A 17,478-nucleotide genomic window follows, 5' to 3' on the forward strand; every position below is an offset into this window, starting at 1 on the left:
GCCTGCAAATGTAAAAACAATGGTTTCTTCTGAACATAATATTAGAGAAGAAATTAAAAATGCTGATATGGTAGTTGGTGCTGTACTTATCCCTGGAGCAAAAGCACCTCATTTAATTACAAGAGATATGCTTAGCACTATGAGAGAAGGTGCTGTTCTTGTAGATGTAGCTGTTGATCAGGGTGGGTGTTTTGAAACAACAAAACCAACGACTCATGCAGAACCTGTATTCGAAGTAGATGGTGTAATGCATTATTGCGTTGCTAATATGCCAGGTGCTGTACCTTATACATCAACTCTTGCTTTAACAAATGCTACACTCCCTTATGCTATTCAGTTAGCTGATAAAGGATGGGAAAAAGCTTGTAGAGACAACGAAGAATTGAAAAAAGGATTAAACATTGTTAGTGGTGATGTTGTATACAAAGCTGTTGCTGATGCTTTTAATCTTGAATATAAAGATGTTGAAGACTATCTTTTAGCGAATGCATAAATAATATATTAAAAAATAAGGGAAACAGTTTGAAATTGTTTCCCTTATTTTTTTAATTCTTTTTATATTTTAACCAATAGCTTGAAATATAAAATTGATGATATTGTTCTTCAGATAAAATTTCTTTTGGTGCTACTCCAACTTCATCAGATACTTTTAATAACTCATCTAATAAGTTCTTATAGTTCTCTTCAGCGTAATAAACATCTAAAAGTAGTAATCTAGCTTCTGTTTGATAAATTTCTGACTTTATCAGTTTTTTTAGAATCTTCTTCGATTTCCCTTCTTTTTGCCAAGAAAGAAAAATTTCAGCTTCTCTCAATAAGAGATAATCATCCCCTCCTATTAGATCAGATAATTCATCTAGCATTAATTTCGACAACTCATAATTATCCACAGCTCCATAAACCTCTGACATTAATAATCGAATACTCTTATCATAAGGATAATCTATTAGGTATTTATCTTTAAGAATTTCTAATTCTGATAAATTTCCTTGTGCTGCTTGTGCCTGTATTAATGCAAGTCTTGGTGATTTTTGCTTTTTGAAATAATTTGATAGAGAATCATAGGATATCAATGTATTACCGTATAAACCTTGTTGGTTATAATCATACATTTCTCTAATCCGCAATAAAGACTCTTGATAAATTTTATTTGTTACTAAATCAGGGTTCTCATCTGCTAGCATTGTTGCAACTACATCTGAAAAGAATGCTCCTCCAGAATAAAAATAAATATCTATTATTTGCCAAGCTCCATAATGATTTTGAGCAAGTAGCATTTCATTATAATCCAACCAACCATCTCCCTTTAAAACTCTATAAAGTAAAGTTTTATCACCTTTATCATCCTCCAGTATTTTCACAAAAGCATACTCTCCATTATTACCAATTTGTTCTACTAATAAATCACCTAATCGAAGTTGCTCTTTGAACACTTGAATATAATCTTTCCAATCTGAAGAATTTCTATGCAGCTTTTGAAAAACACGTTGAGTAAATACATCATAATTGATTTTATAATCTACCACATCCCCAGATTCATGATAAACAGCACTATCAATAGTGATTGCCAATGCTAATTCTTTATCATCATCATTTTGTGCCAAAACAATGTTATTAGAAAAGGATAAAATTAGAATGGAAGTAATAAAAAAAGTATGTATGGACTTTCTCATTTATTTTAATAGCAGTATTAGTACAGTGTAAAGTTATAAAGTACAAAAAATAAACTACTATGTGATGTAAAAAAAAAGAGGTGAATATTCAAATAAATGAATACTCACCTCCTAAATATGTTTATTTAGAACTAATTGTCTAAATTATTTTACTTCTTCGAAGTCTACATCTGTAACATCGTCAGCGTCAGCACCACCTTGAGCAGCACCTTCTGGACCTGCAGCATTTGGATCAGCACCTGGAGCACCTTCACCACCTGTTGCTTGATACATTTCTTGAGAAGCCGCTTGCCATGCTGCATTTAATGCATCTAAAGCAGGTTGGATTTTCTCAACATCTTGAGCAGCGTGAGCTTCTTTTAAGTCTTTTACTGCTGCTTCAATTGCAGTTTTGTTACCTTCAGAAAGCTTATCACCGTATTCTTTTAACTGCTTTTCAGTTTGGAATACCATAGAATCTGCTTCATTTAATTTTTCAGCACGATCTTTTGTAGCTTTATCAGCATCAGCATTTGCTGCTGCTTCATCCTTCATTTTTTGGATTTCCTCTTCTGTTAATCCTGAAGATGCTTCGATCTTAATTCTTTGCTCTTTTCCTGTTGCTTTATCTTTTGCAGATACATTTACAATACCGTTCGCATCAATATCAAAAGTTACTTCGATTTGAGGTACACCACGAGGTGCTGGAGGGATATCATTTAATTGGAAACGACCTAAAGTTTTGTTTCCTGCAACTACTGGTCTTTCACCTTGAAGAACGTGAATATCTACAGATGGCTGATTATCAGCAGCAGTAGAGAACACTTGAGATTTCTTAGTAGGAATTGTAGTGTTAGCGTCGATTAATTTCGTCATTACGCCACCCATTGTTTCAATACCTAAAGATAGAGGAGTAACATCTAATAAAAGAACATCTTTTACTTCACCTGTTAATACACCACCTTGAATTGCAGCACCAATTGCTACTACTTCGTCAGGGTTTACACCTTTAGAAGGTTTTTTACCAAAGAATTTCTCTACTTCTTCTTGTACTTTAGGGATACGAGTAGAACCACCAACTAAGATTACTTCGTCAATATCAGAAGTACTTAAGTCAGCATCTTGTAATGCTTTACGGCAAGGCTCTAAAGATCTTTGTACTAAAGAATCAGCTAAACGTTCAAAGTCAGCACGAGATAATTCTTTCATCAAGTGTTGAGGTACACCGTCAACTGGAGTGATATATGGTAAGTTAATATCTGTTTTAGCACCTGAAGAAAGCTCAATTTTAGCTTTTTCAGCAGCTTCTTTCAAACGTTGTAATGCCATAGGGTCTTTACGAAGATCAATTGTTGGATGATCTTTCATAAATTCTTCAGCTAACCAGTCAATAATAACTTTATCAAAGTCATCACCACCTAAGTGAGTATCACCATTTGTTGATAACACTTCAAATACACCATCTCCTAATTCAAGGATAGAAATATCGAAAGTACCACCACCAAGGTCAAATACTGCTATTTTTTTATCGTTATTTGCTTTGTCTAAGCCATAAGCTAATGCTGCTGCAGTTGGCTCGTTTACAATACGAGAAACTTTTAAACCTGCAATTTCACCTGCTTCTTTTGTTGCTTGACGTTCCGCATCATTGAAATAAGCTGGAACTGTAATTACAGCCTCAGATACTTCAGTTCCTAAATAATCTTCAGCAGTTTTCTTCATTTTTTGAAGAGTAATTGCTGAAATTTCTTGAGGAGTATATAATTTATCACCAATTTTTACACGAGGAGTATTATTTGGTCCTTCAACCACCTCATATGCCATTTGTGAAATTTCGTTACTACAGTCAGAATATTGTTTACCCATAAAACGCTTAACAGAAGCGATAGTATTTTGTGGGTTTGTTATTGCTTGACGTTTTGCAGGATCACCTACTTTACGTTCTCCGTCTGCTAAAAATGCTACTATTGAAGGTGTTGTTCTTTTTCCTTCAGCGTTCTCAATAACAACTGGCTCGTTACCTTCCATTACAGAAACACAAGAGTTCGTTGTTCCTAAATCAATACCAATGATTTTTCCCATAACTTGTTTAATTTTTATATCGTATGATGTTTTTATTCTATTTTAATGTCTTCGAATAATCAAAGACACTTTCTTTTAGACAATGCTTATGCCAATTGATTTTTCAAGACATTTTGACAGTTTTCTAAAACAATCACTGCCAATTTTAATATTTTAGTCATTAAATTCTTTCAATTTTACTGACATTATATAGAAACGGTGTTACCTAAAAATTAGTTACAGTGATTATTTTAATAAATTTTAATAAAATAAAAACAGCTCATCAATAGGTAATTGACCTAATAATGAGCTGTTTACATTTCTAAAATTGTAAATTTATATTTTAGATTCCCAACCGTCTGTTTCTATTTCATTAGCAGAGGTAAGAACTTTATCTTTCATGTCTTGCATAAATTTCTCAACGTTATCAGATACTTTCGAATCTGTGACGCCAACAATTTTAGCTGCCAATATTCCTGCATTTTTTGCTCCATCTAAAGCTACAGTTGCCACAGGTACTCCTGATGGCATTTGTAAAATAGATAATATTGAATCCCATCCATCAATAGAATTTCTCGATTTTACAGGTACTCCAATTACTGGAATAGAAGTCATTGAAGCAACCATGCCTGGTAGGTGAGCAGCTCCTCCAGCACCTGCAACAATTGCAGCTAGTCCTCTCTTTTTTGCTGACGTTGCGTAATCAAACATTCTTTCAGGTGTTCTGTGTGCAGATACAACTGTTAATTCATATTCAACTCCTAGCTCTTCTAATACTTGAGCAGCCTCTGACATCACCTTTAAGTCAGACTGACTTCCCATAATAATACCTACTTTCATGATCTTTAATTTGTGAATTTGACTGTAGTTTAATTAACTGTAAAAATAAGGGCTTCATAGTTTTACTACAAAGCCCAAATCAATAAATATGATCAATCTCTTTAATTTATAGGAGATTAATTAAATCTTGGATCATTTGGATAATTAGCTTTAAGCCACTTCCAATATAAACTCGCTTTTTGTTTTTGTCCTGTTTGCTCATACAAAGCTGCTAAAGCATATCTCAATGAAGGATCTTGCTTTGTATATTTCAACCCAGTTAAATATGTCTTCTCTGCAATTTGGATATCACCCATTTTCTGATATATCAATCCTAAATTATAAAATGCTCTCGAATTTTGAGGATTTAATTCAGTTGATTTCTTTAGTGCTTTTGCAGCTTCTGACCATTCTTTTGTTTCTGCAAACAATAATCCTTTAGAATAATAAGCATCTGCAGAGGATGGATCTACAGCAATTGCATTATCAAGCTCTTTTTTTGCAAGACCTAATTTTCCTTGAATAGAATAGATACGTGCTAAACTAAATCTTGCTTCATTCATTAACGTATCAAACTTTAATGACTGCTGATAACAAGCAATAGCTTTATCATAATCTTTTCTTCTTTCCATATACTGCCCTTCACCAAATGGGCCCTCACGGAAATCCTTAGCTTGACGGAAATATATTTTCATTTCAGCTGTAGCATCATCAAATGCTTTTTTCCATTTACCTTTAAACCTTCCTTCTTCAACATCGCCTAAAGCAATTGCAGTAGACACACGAACAGATCGAGAAGGGTCCATTAAATAAGGACTAAGATAAGATACTCTTTGATCTAAGGATAAATGAGATAAATTCTGGATAGCTGTTAATCTTACCAATGGCTCTGGATCTTTTAAAGCTCCAATTACTGCCTCTACAGATTGATCTCCTTGTGTTCTCGCTAAATAATACACTGCAGTTGCTCTAGCAATAAAAGGTGCTGTTTGCTCATCAACCATTTGCTTTAAAGAAACAACATACTCTTCATCGTAATGGCGCCCAAGTGCTAATGTATCTTTCCAATCATGTGGTAGTTTACCCCACATTTTTTCTGCATTGTCTACAGCCCATTTAACCGATTTATCTGTGTGACATGCATTACATGCGTTTGGAGTTCCTTCATATTTTAAACTTAAATCTGGTCTAGGAATACGGAAACTATGATCACGTCTATAATCATTACCCATATAAACTTCTCCAACCATATGACAATCTACACAACGAACATCTTTTCCTGTATCATGTAAGGTATGTGACTTCACCTGATAGTCTTTAGGTTCATGACATTGTGCACATATTTTATTCATGTCCTTAAACTTTAATTCAGCTTTATGAGGATCATGACAGTCAGTACATTTTACGTCGTGTTGGTACATTTTACTTTGAATAAAAGAGCCATAAACATAAACCTCATTCAAAATTTGACCATCATGGTAATACATTCCTTCTCTTAGAATTTCTGGAGCAAATTGTTCATAAAAACTTTCTCCGTACTTAAAGTTCTGTACTAATTGAGATCTTCTTGAGTGACAAGGAGCACAAGACTCTACTAAGGTTCTAGCTGATTCACCTTTCACAAATTGTTGAACGTACAAGCCTTCAACAAAATCTTTTTTCTCCTCAAACTCTTCAGAGTTAACAAAGTCAACATGCTCTTTACCTGGACCATGACAGGCTTCACAGCTTACATTGATTATTGAATATTTAGTATCAAATGAATCTTTTTCAAAATCATAATTCTTTCTAACATTAGTTGAGTGACAATCTGCACACATGGTATTCCAATTTCCGCCACCGTTAGACCAATGTAACCACTCATAATGTTGAATATCATCTAAATCATCATGTTGATTAAACCACCTTTTCTTTTCTGTATCCCAAGTTTCTCTTATTAGCTGTATTTTACCTTTCTCCATTTCTACCATGTAGTTTTGAAGAGGTTCTACACCAAAAGTATATTTTATTTCATAGTCATGATTTTTACCATCAGGCCCTTGAGTATTCACAAAGAACTTATCTCCTTTTTTAAAGAATCTGCTCTTTACATTGTTCTCAACAAATTTCACATTATTGAAATCACCAAGAACTGTTTCAGCAGTGGCTATTTCCATTGACCTGTCATGATTAGAACCTTTCCATTTATGGTACTCTTCTTCATGACAAGATTTACAAGTTTCTGTTCCTAAAAAAATTGAATCTGGATAAGGTAGATTCATGGAAGCATGTGGATCTAATGAAGCAGTTGTATTTTCTTCATTTTCTGATTCTTTATCTCCAGACGATGTACAGCTTTGATAAACTGCGGCTGAAAAGAATAAGATAGAAAAACCAATAAGTAATTTATTCTTTAATTTCATTCAACTAATATATTTGAGTTGTATTAATCCTTCTGTACGGATTTTAATGTTTTTTGTTTAATCTTTAACAGGTTTTTATCTAATGATAATACATAATAATCAGTAGTAGTCTCATCAAATACAAAACTGATCAATTGTTCTTTATTATTAAATGACCAAAACCCACTTTTAAAAATTAATTTATCACTGCTTCCAGAAGTTTCGTAGTTCACTTTTCCATTTTCTAATAATTCAAAGGTAGTTCTTCCCCCACGAATAATTTCTAATTTATCTGAATTTCTTATATAGGTTTTCACATCAGCGCTATCCTTTTCTACAAGATGAACCCATTTGCCAAAATATTCTTTAGGGAAGGTAGATTTATTTAAAGTAGGCTTACATGCTAAGAATAAAGCAGTTAAGAACACTACTAAGTATAAATTATTTTTATTCATCATCTTTGTTCCGATTTGTTTACAATAAAGTTGGCAATAATATTTTTTTATCAAAAACATTTACCTACTTTTGCCAAGCATTTAAGGAAAACAGTGCGGGGTGGAGCAGTTGGTAGCTCGTCGGGCTCATAACCCGAAGGTCATCAGTTCGAGTCTGGTCCCCGCTACCAAGTAAAGGTTGTCTCATTTATGAGATGACCTTTTTTTATATCTACATTTTGTATTACATTGATTTTATTCTAAAATAGAATCTTAATTATCAATGAAAATACTATCTCTCCAAAATTTATCAGATACAATTTATAAAAGTATCATTAGATTTCCTTTTACACTCTTGTGTGCCATATTTGGTACTTTTCTTCTATTCTACTCAATAGGAAATGAGATTCATTCCAATATTTGGTTTATTAGAGGTATACATGGAGCTCAACTAGGTATTCCTGTTTTTATAGCTGCAACCTACCTTTCAGAAAATTTACATCTATCCATTATAAAAAGCTACTTACTTAAAAGTATCTCATTAATTATATTAATCATATACTTAATGACGATGCCAAAAGAGCTTACTTACATCAATTTTTCTAGATGGATTCTCCTAACCATTTTTACACACTTACTTATTTTTATAGCACCAAATATAAATAAAGGTACACAGTTAGATTTTTGGATTTTCTCTAAAAATATTATTGCAACATTTATAGAGAGCTTATTTTATTCAATTATTATTTTTATTGGGATATCTATAGCACTTCTTTCAATTGACTCTTTATTTAATATCAATATTGATGAAGACATTTATTTAAAACTACTGACATTCTGCGGATTCTTTCTAAATACTCTATTTTTTATTTGCAAAGCTCCTATTGTAAGAAACCAAAAGGAAGAGTTTTCATACTCTACAATACTCAAAAATTTCACTCAGTACATTATGTTCCCATTGGTTACAATCTACATGGTGATTCTTTATGCTTATTCTGTAAAAATAATATTTATCCAAGATTGGCCTAAAGGGTGGGTATCTATGCTAAGTATTGGTTTCTCGACCTTAGGCATTATTTCGTTTTTATTTATATATCCCATTAAAAATAACAATCAAAATAAATGGATTCCAATCTATACTAAAGTATTCTTTTACGCACTTTTTCCTATCATCATATTATTTATTGCTGCTATATGGACAAGAATCACTGACTATGGAATCACAGAAAATAGATACTATCTAATCATACTAGCAGTATGGCTTGTTATTGTAGCTTTAAACATGCTATTGAAAGGACAAAATAATATTAAGATTATTCCTATCTCACTTTGCGTACTCACTTTGATCTCTTCATTTGGACCTATAAGTGCATTTCAAGTTGCAAAAAAAAGTCAAACGCATCGATTAAATCAGTTGGCTAAAAAGGAAAAATGGGTTAATGATGATGGCTTTTGGATAACTAACATCGATCACTCATACTCTCCTAAAGTAGAAAATGCTCGATCAATAATTAGTTATTTAAGTGATTACCATGGATATAATTCTTTACAAGCATTTTTCCCTCAACCAATGAATTCTTTTTTAGCCGATTCTTTAAGTAAATGGGAAGTAAAGAATGTTTTATTGAAAAAAATGGGACTAACCTCATTAAATAATAGTTCTATTGTTGAAAAGAACAAAGACGAATATTCAATACATTTTTATAGTAACACTGAATATGAAAACTTACATTTAATTGATATCAAAAAGTATAATTACTTATTAAATGTAAATACTAATTCAATTGATTTAGAATACAAACTGATTCAAGATAATAAGAACATCATTTTTAAAATTAATAATAATGATAATTCTATTGGATCTTTAGAGATAGATGGAATTATATATACAGTTAATTTAGATACTAACCTACTTAAAAATGCAAAAGAGGACACCACACTATCTGTAGAGTCAGAAGCCTTTACAATGCTTTTATACAGTCTAACCGGAGATAAAGATAAGGAGCAATTAAGCATCACACATATGAGAGCAATGTTTTTGATTAAATAAAAAATAACCCCTTCCTAAACAATTAGGAAGGGGTTACTTATTATATTAAAAACAAAGTTTTAATTAAGCATTTGCTATTTCGTCTTTTAATTTACCTAATGATGCTTTTGCATCACCAAATAACATCTTTGTTTTATCACCAAAGAATAATGGGTTTTGAACACCAGCATAACCAGTACTCATACCACGTTTGAAAACAACAACATTCTTAGCTGTCTCAACATCTAAAATTGGCATACCATAAATTGGAGATGCAGAATCATCTTTTGCTGATGGGTTCACAACATCATTTGCTCCAATTACAAGTACAACATCTGTTGATGGGAAGCTACTATTTGCTGGCTCTAATTCTAATAATTTGTCATAATCTACATCAGATTCAGCTAACAATACGTTCATATGACCTGGCATACGTCCTGCTACAGGATGTATTGCATAACGTACTTCAACACCTTCACTTTCTAAAGCTGCTTCTATTTCATGACAAATATGTTGTGCTTGTGCCACTGCTAATCCATAACCAGGAACGATAGCAACTTTGTCAGCATATTTTAATTGAATAGCAAGGTCAGCAATATTTACTTCTTTAACTATCTCTTCACGACCAGATCCAGATCCTCCACCAGAAGCACCTAAATTACCAATCAGTACATTTACTAAAGAACGGTTCATTGCCTCACACATCATAACAGTTAAGATAACTCCAGAAGCACCTACAAGGATACCACCAATAATCATAATGTTATTTCCGTAAATAAGACCAGCACCTGTTGCTCCAATACCCGTTACAGAGTTTAGTAATGATATCACTACAGGCATATCACCACCACCAATTGGCGTTACAAATGCAATACCGTAGAATAAAGATAAACCTAATAATGCATACACTAAAGCCATATTTAATTCAGGCTGCGTCATTATCATTACAGATAGAGCAATAATTCCTACTAAAGAAACTAAGTTAATTATTTGTGGAGCTGGTAAAGTAAAGTTATCTCTTAAAGAACCATTTAATTTACCATAAGCTACTAAAGAACCAGTTAAAGAAACAGCACCTACAAACATTGCAAAGATGTTTGTTAAAACAGCACCACTCATCATATCAGTACCTTGAGGAAGGTTACCAAATTCTGCAATACCAATTAACATAGCACAAGCACCGCCAAGACCATTAAATAATGACACCATTTCTGGCATTTTTGTCATAGCTACTTTTTTCGAAGATACGAAACCAATACCACCACCAATTAACATAGCACCAATAATCCAAGGGTAATTATTACTACCTGATGTTTCTGGAGCAAAAAGAGAAATAACGATAGCCATACCCATACCTAAAGCTGCTACTCTATTACCTTTACGAGCAGTTTCTGGGTGAGACAATCCTTTTAAACCTATTATAAAAACGATTATACTTACTAAGTATAGTAAATCTATTAAATTTGATATATCCATTTTCTTGTAATTTCAGTTAATTAGTAGTTATTATTTACGTTCTTTTTTCTTGAACATGTCTAACATTCTATTGGTTACAGCAAAACCTCCAACAACGTTGATCATTGCTAATGCGATACCAATAAAACCTAATACTAACGTTAAGTAATCTGTTGCTTCTGCTCTTCTAATAAGAATGATTGCACCAATTACTACAACACCTGAAATTGCATTTGCACCTGACATTAAAGGAGTATGCAAAACTGTTGGTACCTTACCAATAATTTCCATTCCTAAGAATGAAGAAAGTACTAACAGCGATAACATTGCTAATGTGTTATCATCTAAAAATGCTAATATTTGTTCCATATTAAATTCTAATTTGTTTGTTTGAATAGTTTAAGCTTGAGCTTCTGCTTTTTCTTCAGCTTTAGGTGCTGGAATTAAAGCTTTTTGTTTTGCTTCATTTCCATAAATCACTTCTCCTTTGTAAACAATACAGCTTTGTAAAATGATTTCATCATTAAAATCAAAATCCAAACCTTCTTTTGTCAACATTAATTTTAAGTAATTCTGAACATTCTTACTGAATAATACAGATGCTTGCTCACTAATTTCAGCCGCAAGATTAGAATTTCCGATAATAGTAACTCCGTGCTTTTTAACTACTTTTTCATCTTCAGTTAAAACACAGTTACCACCAGTAGAAGACGCTAAATCAACAATTACCGAACCTGGTTTCATTGTTTTAACTGCTTCTTCACTTATTAATTTTGGAGCAGGTCTTCCTCTTAATTGAGCAGTTGTAATTACAACATCTGCTTTCTCAATTTTTAAAGCAATTAACTCTGCTTGTTTCTTTTTATATTCTTCTGATTGTTCTACTGCATAACCACCTGCATTCGTATCATCATTCGCTCCTTCTACTTCAACGAATTTTGCTCCTAATGATTGAACTTCTTCTTTTGAAGCAGCTCTTGTATCAAAAGCTTCTACTTGAGCTCCTAAACGTTTAGCCGTAGCAATTGCTTGTAGCCCTGCAACACCAGCACCCATAATCAAAACTTTTGATGGAGGTACAGTACCTGCTGCAGTAGATAGCATAGGCATATAACGTGGTAAATAATCAGTTGCTTTTAATACTGCTTTGTAGCCAGAGATTGAGGCCATTGATGACAGTATATCCATAGATTGAGCAATTGAAGAACGAGGAATCATATCAAAACTAAATGCTGATATTCCCTTTGTCGCAAATGTCTCACAAATTGAGGCATCTTGGAAAGGCTGAAATGAAGAGAATAAAAATGTATTCTCTGCAAGATTAGCAACTTCTTCCTTAGATAATGGAGCTAAAGTGATTAAAACATTAGACGAAGAAATAATTTCTTCTCTAGATTTTTCTACTGCTCCTACTTCATTGTAAAGGTTGTCTTCAAAATAAGCACTAGAACCAGCACCTTTTTCAAAATAAACCTCGTGACCTTCAGAAATAAACTTTTTCGCTAATTCTGGTGTAACGGACACACGATGATCTTCTTCTCTTAAAATTCCAAATAGCATACCAATGCGATTTTTTATAGTAATATTCGTTTACTACAAAGTACCCTACTTTGTAATTGTGTTAGTCAGTCCAAATTATCATGAACTATTTTATGTTCCTGAATTTATAATTTTAGCAAATATACAATAAAAATATGATTTTTTTATAATGATAATAATCTACATAGGGTTATATTATAAAAGTTTCAAAAATACACTTATTTTATTTACTTTTATTTACCTCGATAAAATGCAAATTATAGAACACCACATTCAGTTATATTCAACACAATTCGTTTCAAAGTAGTTTAAAATTATACATAACATAAGTTAAGTACGCTAATACGAGGGTAATCTTTAAATTGGTTGAGAATTGAACCAATATTCGAGATGTACATTACGTTCTTCTTAAAATGCAAAAAGCTCCTAGTCTTTCGACTAGGAGCTTTTTAAACCGCTTTGCAAATATTATAAACCTGTGATTTGATGTCTTTCTCTAGAATCAATCAACGCTTCGTATTCTTCTTTAGAACCAACACGTAACGCTTCATAATCTCTAAGACCTGTACCAGCAGGAATCAAGTGACCTACGATCACATTTTCTTTCAGTCCTACTAATTCATCTCGCTTACCTCTAATAGAAGCTTCACTCAATACTTTAGTTGTCTCTTGGAAAGAGGCTGCTGAAATAAATGATTTCGTATCCAATGATGCTTGTGTGATACCTTGTAACGTTGGTCTTGAAATAGCTGGTTGTGCATCACGCACTTTCATCTCTTTCATATCCTTACGTTTCAACGAAGAATTCTCATCACGCATTTCTCTAAATGAGATTAATGCACCAGTCTTAAATCTAGCTGAGTCTCCTGCATCCGTAACGATTTTCATGCTAAGCACTTTATCATTTTCTTCACGGAACATAAACTTCTCAACTACTTGTCCTGGTAGGAATGTAGTATCTCCATTGTCTTCGATAACAACTTTTTGCATCATTTGGCGAACAATCACCTCAATATGCTTATCGTTAATTTTTACACCTTGTAAACGGTATACATCTTGAATTTCATTCACCAAGTACTCTTGAACAGCAGTTGGTCCTTTAATTTTCAAGATATCTGCAGGTGTAATAGCTCCGTCTGAAAGTGGCATACCAGCTCTCACGAAGTCATTTTCCTGAACCAAGATATGTTTAGACAAGTTCACCATGTAGCGACGTTTCACACCATCACGTGATTCTACGAATAGTTCACGGTTAGCACGTTTAACAGCACCGTAAGTTACGATACCATCAATTTCAGAAACTACAGCTGGGCTAGATGGGTTACGTGCTTCGAATAATTCCGTTACACGAGGAAGACCACCTGTAATATCTCGTGATTGACCTGCAGAACGAGGAATCTTCACTAAAATATCACCTGCTTTAACTTTCTGACCGTCTTCAACAGTTAAACGAGCATCTGTTGGTAAGTTAGATGCCACAGACTCACCCTTATCACCAGCAATATGGATAATTGGGTTTTTAGCCTTGTCCTTAGTATCAATAATTACTTTTTCCTCATAGCCAGTCATTTCGTCTGTTTCTACTCGGTAAGTAATATCTCTTTCAATTGCTTCAAATTCAGTAACACCATCATATTGAGCAAGGATAACTGCGTTGAAAGGATCCCATGAACAAATCACGTCACCTTCTTCAATCATATCACCTTCCTTAACACTTAAGTAAGAACCGTATTGAATATGAGCTGTAAATGCAACTTTACCATCTGCGTCAACAACGTTAACTTCAGCAGTACGTGCCATTACAACATCTTTAGTATCTCCTTGAGCATCTTTACTCTTCACAGAACGCATTTCAACGAATTCAACTTTACCAGCTTTTTTCGTTTTCAATGATGCATCTGTTGCAATGTGAGATGCCACACCACCAACGTGGAATGTACGTAGCGTTAACTGAGTACCAGGTTCACCAATTGATTGTGCTGCAATAACACCAACAGATTCACCTTTTCCTGCTACACCACCTGTTGCAAGGTTTTTACCATAACACTTCTCACAAACACCCTTACGAGTTTCACAAGTAAGTACTGAACGAACTTCAACTTCTTCAATACCAGCTTCCTCAATTAACTGAGCAACTTCTGGAGTGATAGCACCTGTTGCTGGAACGATAATTTCACCAGTTTCAGGGTGTTCTACATCATTTAATGATGTACGTCCTTCAATTCTATCTGCAAGAGCTTCTTTGATCTCATCATTTTCTTTCAGTGCAGTTACTGTAAGACCACGAAGAGTACCACAATCAACTTCAGTTACAACTACATCTTGAGCAACATCTACCAAACGACGAGTTAAGTAACCCGCATCGGCTGTTTTCAAGGCTGTATCTGCAAGACCTTTACGAGCACCGTGAGTAGAAATAAAGTACTCAAGTACATCAAGACCTTCTTTAAAGTTAGAAAGAATTGGGTTTTCAATAATGTTAGCACCAGAAGCACCACCCAAGTTCTTTTGAGGTTTTGCCATTAGACCTCTCATACCACCTAACTGACGAATTTGCTCTCTAGAACCACGAGCTCCTGAGTGCATCATCATATAGATAGAGTTGAAACCTTGGTTATCTTCCTCCATTTGTGTCATTACCGTAGACGTTAACGTGTTGTTTGTTTTCGTCCATACGTCAATTACTTGATTGTAACGTTCGTTATCAGTAATAAGACCCATCATGAAGTTGTTACGGATGATATCTACTTCACCTTTCGCATCTTCAATTAATTTTTTCTTCTCAACTGGAATAATGATTTCATCTAAACCAAATGACAAACCACCTTTATAGGCCATTTGGAATCCTTCATGTTTGATATCATCTAAGAATTGAGCTGCACGAGCCATACCTACGATATCTACCACTTTTGCGATAATTACCTGTAGTGCTTTTTTAGAAAGTAGTTCATTTACATAACCAACTTCTTCCGGCACGTGTTGATTGAATAATACACGACCAGCAACTGTCTCAACGAATTTCTCCTCAAGCTCGCCAGTTTCATCATTCAATACTTTTGTCTTAACAAAAATCCACGAATGACGAGAAATTGCACCTTCGTTCAATGCAATAATCACTTCTTCCGAAGAATAGAAAGTCATACCTTCACCTTTCACTATTTCAGTGTCAGTAGTACGACGTCCTTTTGTCATATAATAAAGACCTAATACCATATCCTGAGAAGGTACAGCAATAGGTTTACCATTTGCAGGGTTAAGGATGTTGTGCGATGCAAGCATTAATAAAGATGCTTCCAATACAGCTTCATGTCCTAGAGGTACGTGAACGGCCATTTGGTCACCATCAAAATCGGCGTTAAAGGCTGTTGTTACCAACGGGTGTAATTGGATTGCTTTTCCTTCGATTAATTTCGGTTGGAAAGCTTGAATACCCAATCTGTGAAGTGTAGGGGCACGGTTTAGTAGTACTGGGTGTCCTTTCAATACATTTTCAAGGATATCCCAAACTACAGGATCTTTACGGTCAACGATTTTCTTCGCTGATTTCACCGTTTTAACGATACCACGCTCAATCAACTTACGGATCACAAACGGCTTGAATAATTCTGCCGCCATGTTCTTAGGAAGACCACACTCGTGTAATTTTAATTCAGGACCTACAACAATAACCGAACGACCAGAATAGTCAACACGCTTACCTAATAGGTTTTGACGGAAACGACCTTGCTTACCTTTCAGCATATCTGAAAGAGATTTCAATGGACGGTTACCATCAGAACGCACAGCATTAACTTTACGAGAGTTATCGAATAATGAATCGACAGCTTCTTGAAGCATACGCTTCTCGTTACGTAAAATTACTTCTGGTGCTTTAATATCAATCAGACGTTTTAAACGGTTGTTACGGATGATTACTCTTCTGTACAAATCGTTCAAATCTGATGTTGCGAAACGACCACCATCTAGAGGTACCAATGGACGTAATTCTGGTGGAATTACAGGAACCATACGGATTACCATCCATTCTGGGCGGTTTTCGATTCTTGTTTTAGCATCACGGAATGCTTCAACTACACGAAGACGCTTTAAAGCTTCTGCCTTACGTTGTTGTGAAGTATCGTTATTTGCTTGGTCACGTAAAGCCGCGGCCATATCATCCAATTGAGTACGAGCAAGCAACATTTCTAATGCTTCTGCACCCATCTTAGCGATAAACTTATCAGGATGATCGTCTTCTAATTGTCTGTTTTCACTAGGAAGTTTATCCATGATGTCAAGATATTCGTCCTCTGTAAGGAAGTCCATCTTAGCGATGCCATCGGCCTCTTTAACACCTTCTTGGATTACGACATAGCGTTCGTAATATATGATTTGATCAAGTTTCTTTGTTGGTAAACCTAATAGGTAACCAATCTTGTTTGGTAAAGAACGGAAGTACCAAATGTGAGCTACAGGAACAACCAATTGGATGTGTCCCATTCTTTCACGACGGACTTTCTTTTCTGTTACCTCTACACCACAACGGTCACAGATAATACCTTTATAACGGATACGTTTGTATTTTCCACAGTGGCATTCCCAGTCCTTTACAGGTCCGAAAATACGCTCACAGAACAAACCTCCCATCTCCGGCTTATACGTACGGTAGTTGATGGTTTCTGGTTGAGTCACTTCACCATGAGAGCTTTCCAGAATAGATTCTGGAGATGCTAAACTCACTGTTACTGAAGTGAAATCGTTATTGATCTTTTTGTTTTTTCTAAACGCCATTTGCAATTTGCGGTTTTCTTGAATCTGCAAATATAATAACTATTAAACAAAAAATCTATTCTAAACAATAAGAATACTGTTATTTTTTTATTTGATTAAAAATACAATTATAAACACCTCATTATCAGTATAAATCATAATAAAACTTTTTTCTAAATTTATTTTAACAAGATTATATAAACTTAAAGTTGTCTACTTCATTGATTCAATTTTCTTTAGATATAAGTAGGTTGTTATCAAGTAATAACAATTTATAAGCATTACTACATTTAATGTTAATCATACTTTTTTATCAAAAAAAAGCTAGTTTGACTTATATTTGATAGGTAAGATGATTT

11 protein-coding genes and 1 tRNA gene (1 of these 12 cut by a window edge) are annotated in these 17,478 nt (G+C 34.0%); 3 read left to right on the forward strand and 9 right to left on the reverse strand.

What is annotated here, in order from left to right; translation table 11 throughout:
• A protein-coding gene (gene ald / locus KM029_RS11025) for an alanine dehydrogenase (protein WP_144073330.1) crosses the window boundary here: on the forward strand, nucleotides 1-493 show its 3' end. 632 nt of this gene lie to the left of the window's left edge; only the last 493 of its 1,125 coding nucleotides appear in the window; its start codon lies off the left edge, out of view; the stop codon is at nucleotides 491-493.
• A 52-nt stretch (nucleotides 494-545) separates the two neighbouring features.
• On the opposite strand, the gene KM029_RS11030 is transcribed toward ald, so the two are convergent.
• From KM029_RS11030 to KM029_RS11050, 5 genes are all read right to left on the reverse strand, one after another.
• The gene (locus KM029_RS11030; RefSeq protein ID WP_144073331.1) at nucleotides 546-1,673 is read right to left on the reverse strand and encodes a hypothetical protein; all 1,128 of its coding nucleotides are present in this window, start codon (nucleotides 1,671-1,673) and stop codon (nucleotides 546-548) included.
• 144 nt (nucleotides 1,674-1,817) lie between these two features.
• The gene (gene dnaK / locus KM029_RS11035; RefSeq protein WP_144073332.1) at nucleotides 1,818-3,734 is read right to left on the reverse strand and encodes a molecular chaperone DnaK; all 1,917 of its coding nucleotides are present in this window, start codon (nucleotides 3,732-3,734) and stop codon (nucleotides 1,818-1,820) included.
• A 315-nt stretch (nucleotides 3,735-4,049) separates the two neighbouring features.
• Entirely contained in the window at nucleotides 4,050-4,553 is a 504-nt protein-coding gene (gene purE, locus KM029_RS11040) for a 5-(carboxyamino)imidazole ribonucleotide mutase (protein ID WP_144073333.1), read from the reverse strand.
• Between the two features lie 116 nt (nucleotides 4,554-4,669).
• Entirely contained in the window at nucleotides 4,670-6,934 is a 2,265-nt protein-coding gene (locus tag KM029_RS11045) for a tetratricopeptide repeat protein (RefSeq protein WP_144073334.1), read from the reverse strand.
• Between the two features lie 23 nt (nucleotides 6,935-6,957).
• A complete protein-coding gene (locus tag KM029_RS11050; protein ID WP_144073335.1) occupies nucleotides 6,958-7,371 on the reverse strand; it encodes a hypothetical protein in 414 nt (137 codons plus the stop codon).
• Between the two features lie 91 nt (nucleotides 7,372-7,462).
• Here KM029_RS11050 and KM029_RS11055 point away from each other — a divergent pair.
• Nucleotides 7,463-7,538, forward strand: a tRNA-Met gene (locus KM029_RS11055).
• Between the two features lie 92 nt (nucleotides 7,539-7,630).
• Nucleotides 7,631-9,397: a DUF4153 domain-containing protein gene (locus KM029_RS11060; protein WP_144073336.1), complete on the forward strand. Its 1,767-nt coding sequence runs from the start codon at nucleotides 7,631-7,633 to the stop codon at nucleotides 9,395-9,397.
• A gap of 63 nt (nucleotides 9,398-9,460) precedes the next feature.
• Here the strand turns inward: KM029_RS11060 and KM029_RS11065 are convergent, their stop codons facing one another.
• The 4 genes from KM029_RS11065 to rpoC all read right to left on the reverse strand — a co-directional run bounded on the left by KM029_RS11065 (nucleotide 9,461) and on the right by rpoC (nucleotide 17,140).
• A complete protein-coding gene (locus KM029_RS11065) occupies nucleotides 9,461-10,852 on the reverse strand; it encodes an NAD(P)(+) transhydrogenase (Re/Si-specific) subunit beta (protein ID WP_144073337.1) in 1,392 nt (463 codons plus the stop codon).
• A gap of 30 nt (nucleotides 10,853-10,882) precedes the next feature.
• Nucleotides 10,883-11,200 carry an NAD(P) transhydrogenase subunit alpha gene (locus KM029_RS11070; RefSeq protein ID WP_144073338.1) on the reverse strand — a complete coding sequence of 106 codons (318 nt, stop codon included), beginning with the start codon at nucleotides 11,198-11,200 and terminating at the stop codon, nucleotides 10,883-10,885.
• A gap of 30 nt (nucleotides 11,201-11,230) precedes the next feature.
• A complete protein-coding gene (locus tag KM029_RS11075) occupies nucleotides 11,231-12,391 on the reverse strand; it encodes a Re/Si-specific NAD(P)(+) transhydrogenase subunit alpha (RefSeq protein WP_144073339.1) in 1,161 nt (386 codons plus the stop codon).
• Between the two features lie 447 nt (nucleotides 12,392-12,838).
• Entirely contained in the window at nucleotides 12,839-17,140 is a 4,302-nt protein-coding gene (gene rpoC / locus KM029_RS11080) for a DNA-directed RNA polymerase subunit beta' (RefSeq protein ID WP_144073340.1), read from the reverse strand.
• Nucleotides 17,141-17,478: the final 338 nt, after the last annotated feature.

Origin of the sequence: Flammeovirga kamogawensis, from assembly GCF_018736065.1 — a bacterium.
Lineage (GTDB): Bacteria > Bacteroidota > Bacteroidia > Cytophagales > Flammeovirgaceae > Flammeovirga > Flammeovirga kamogawensis.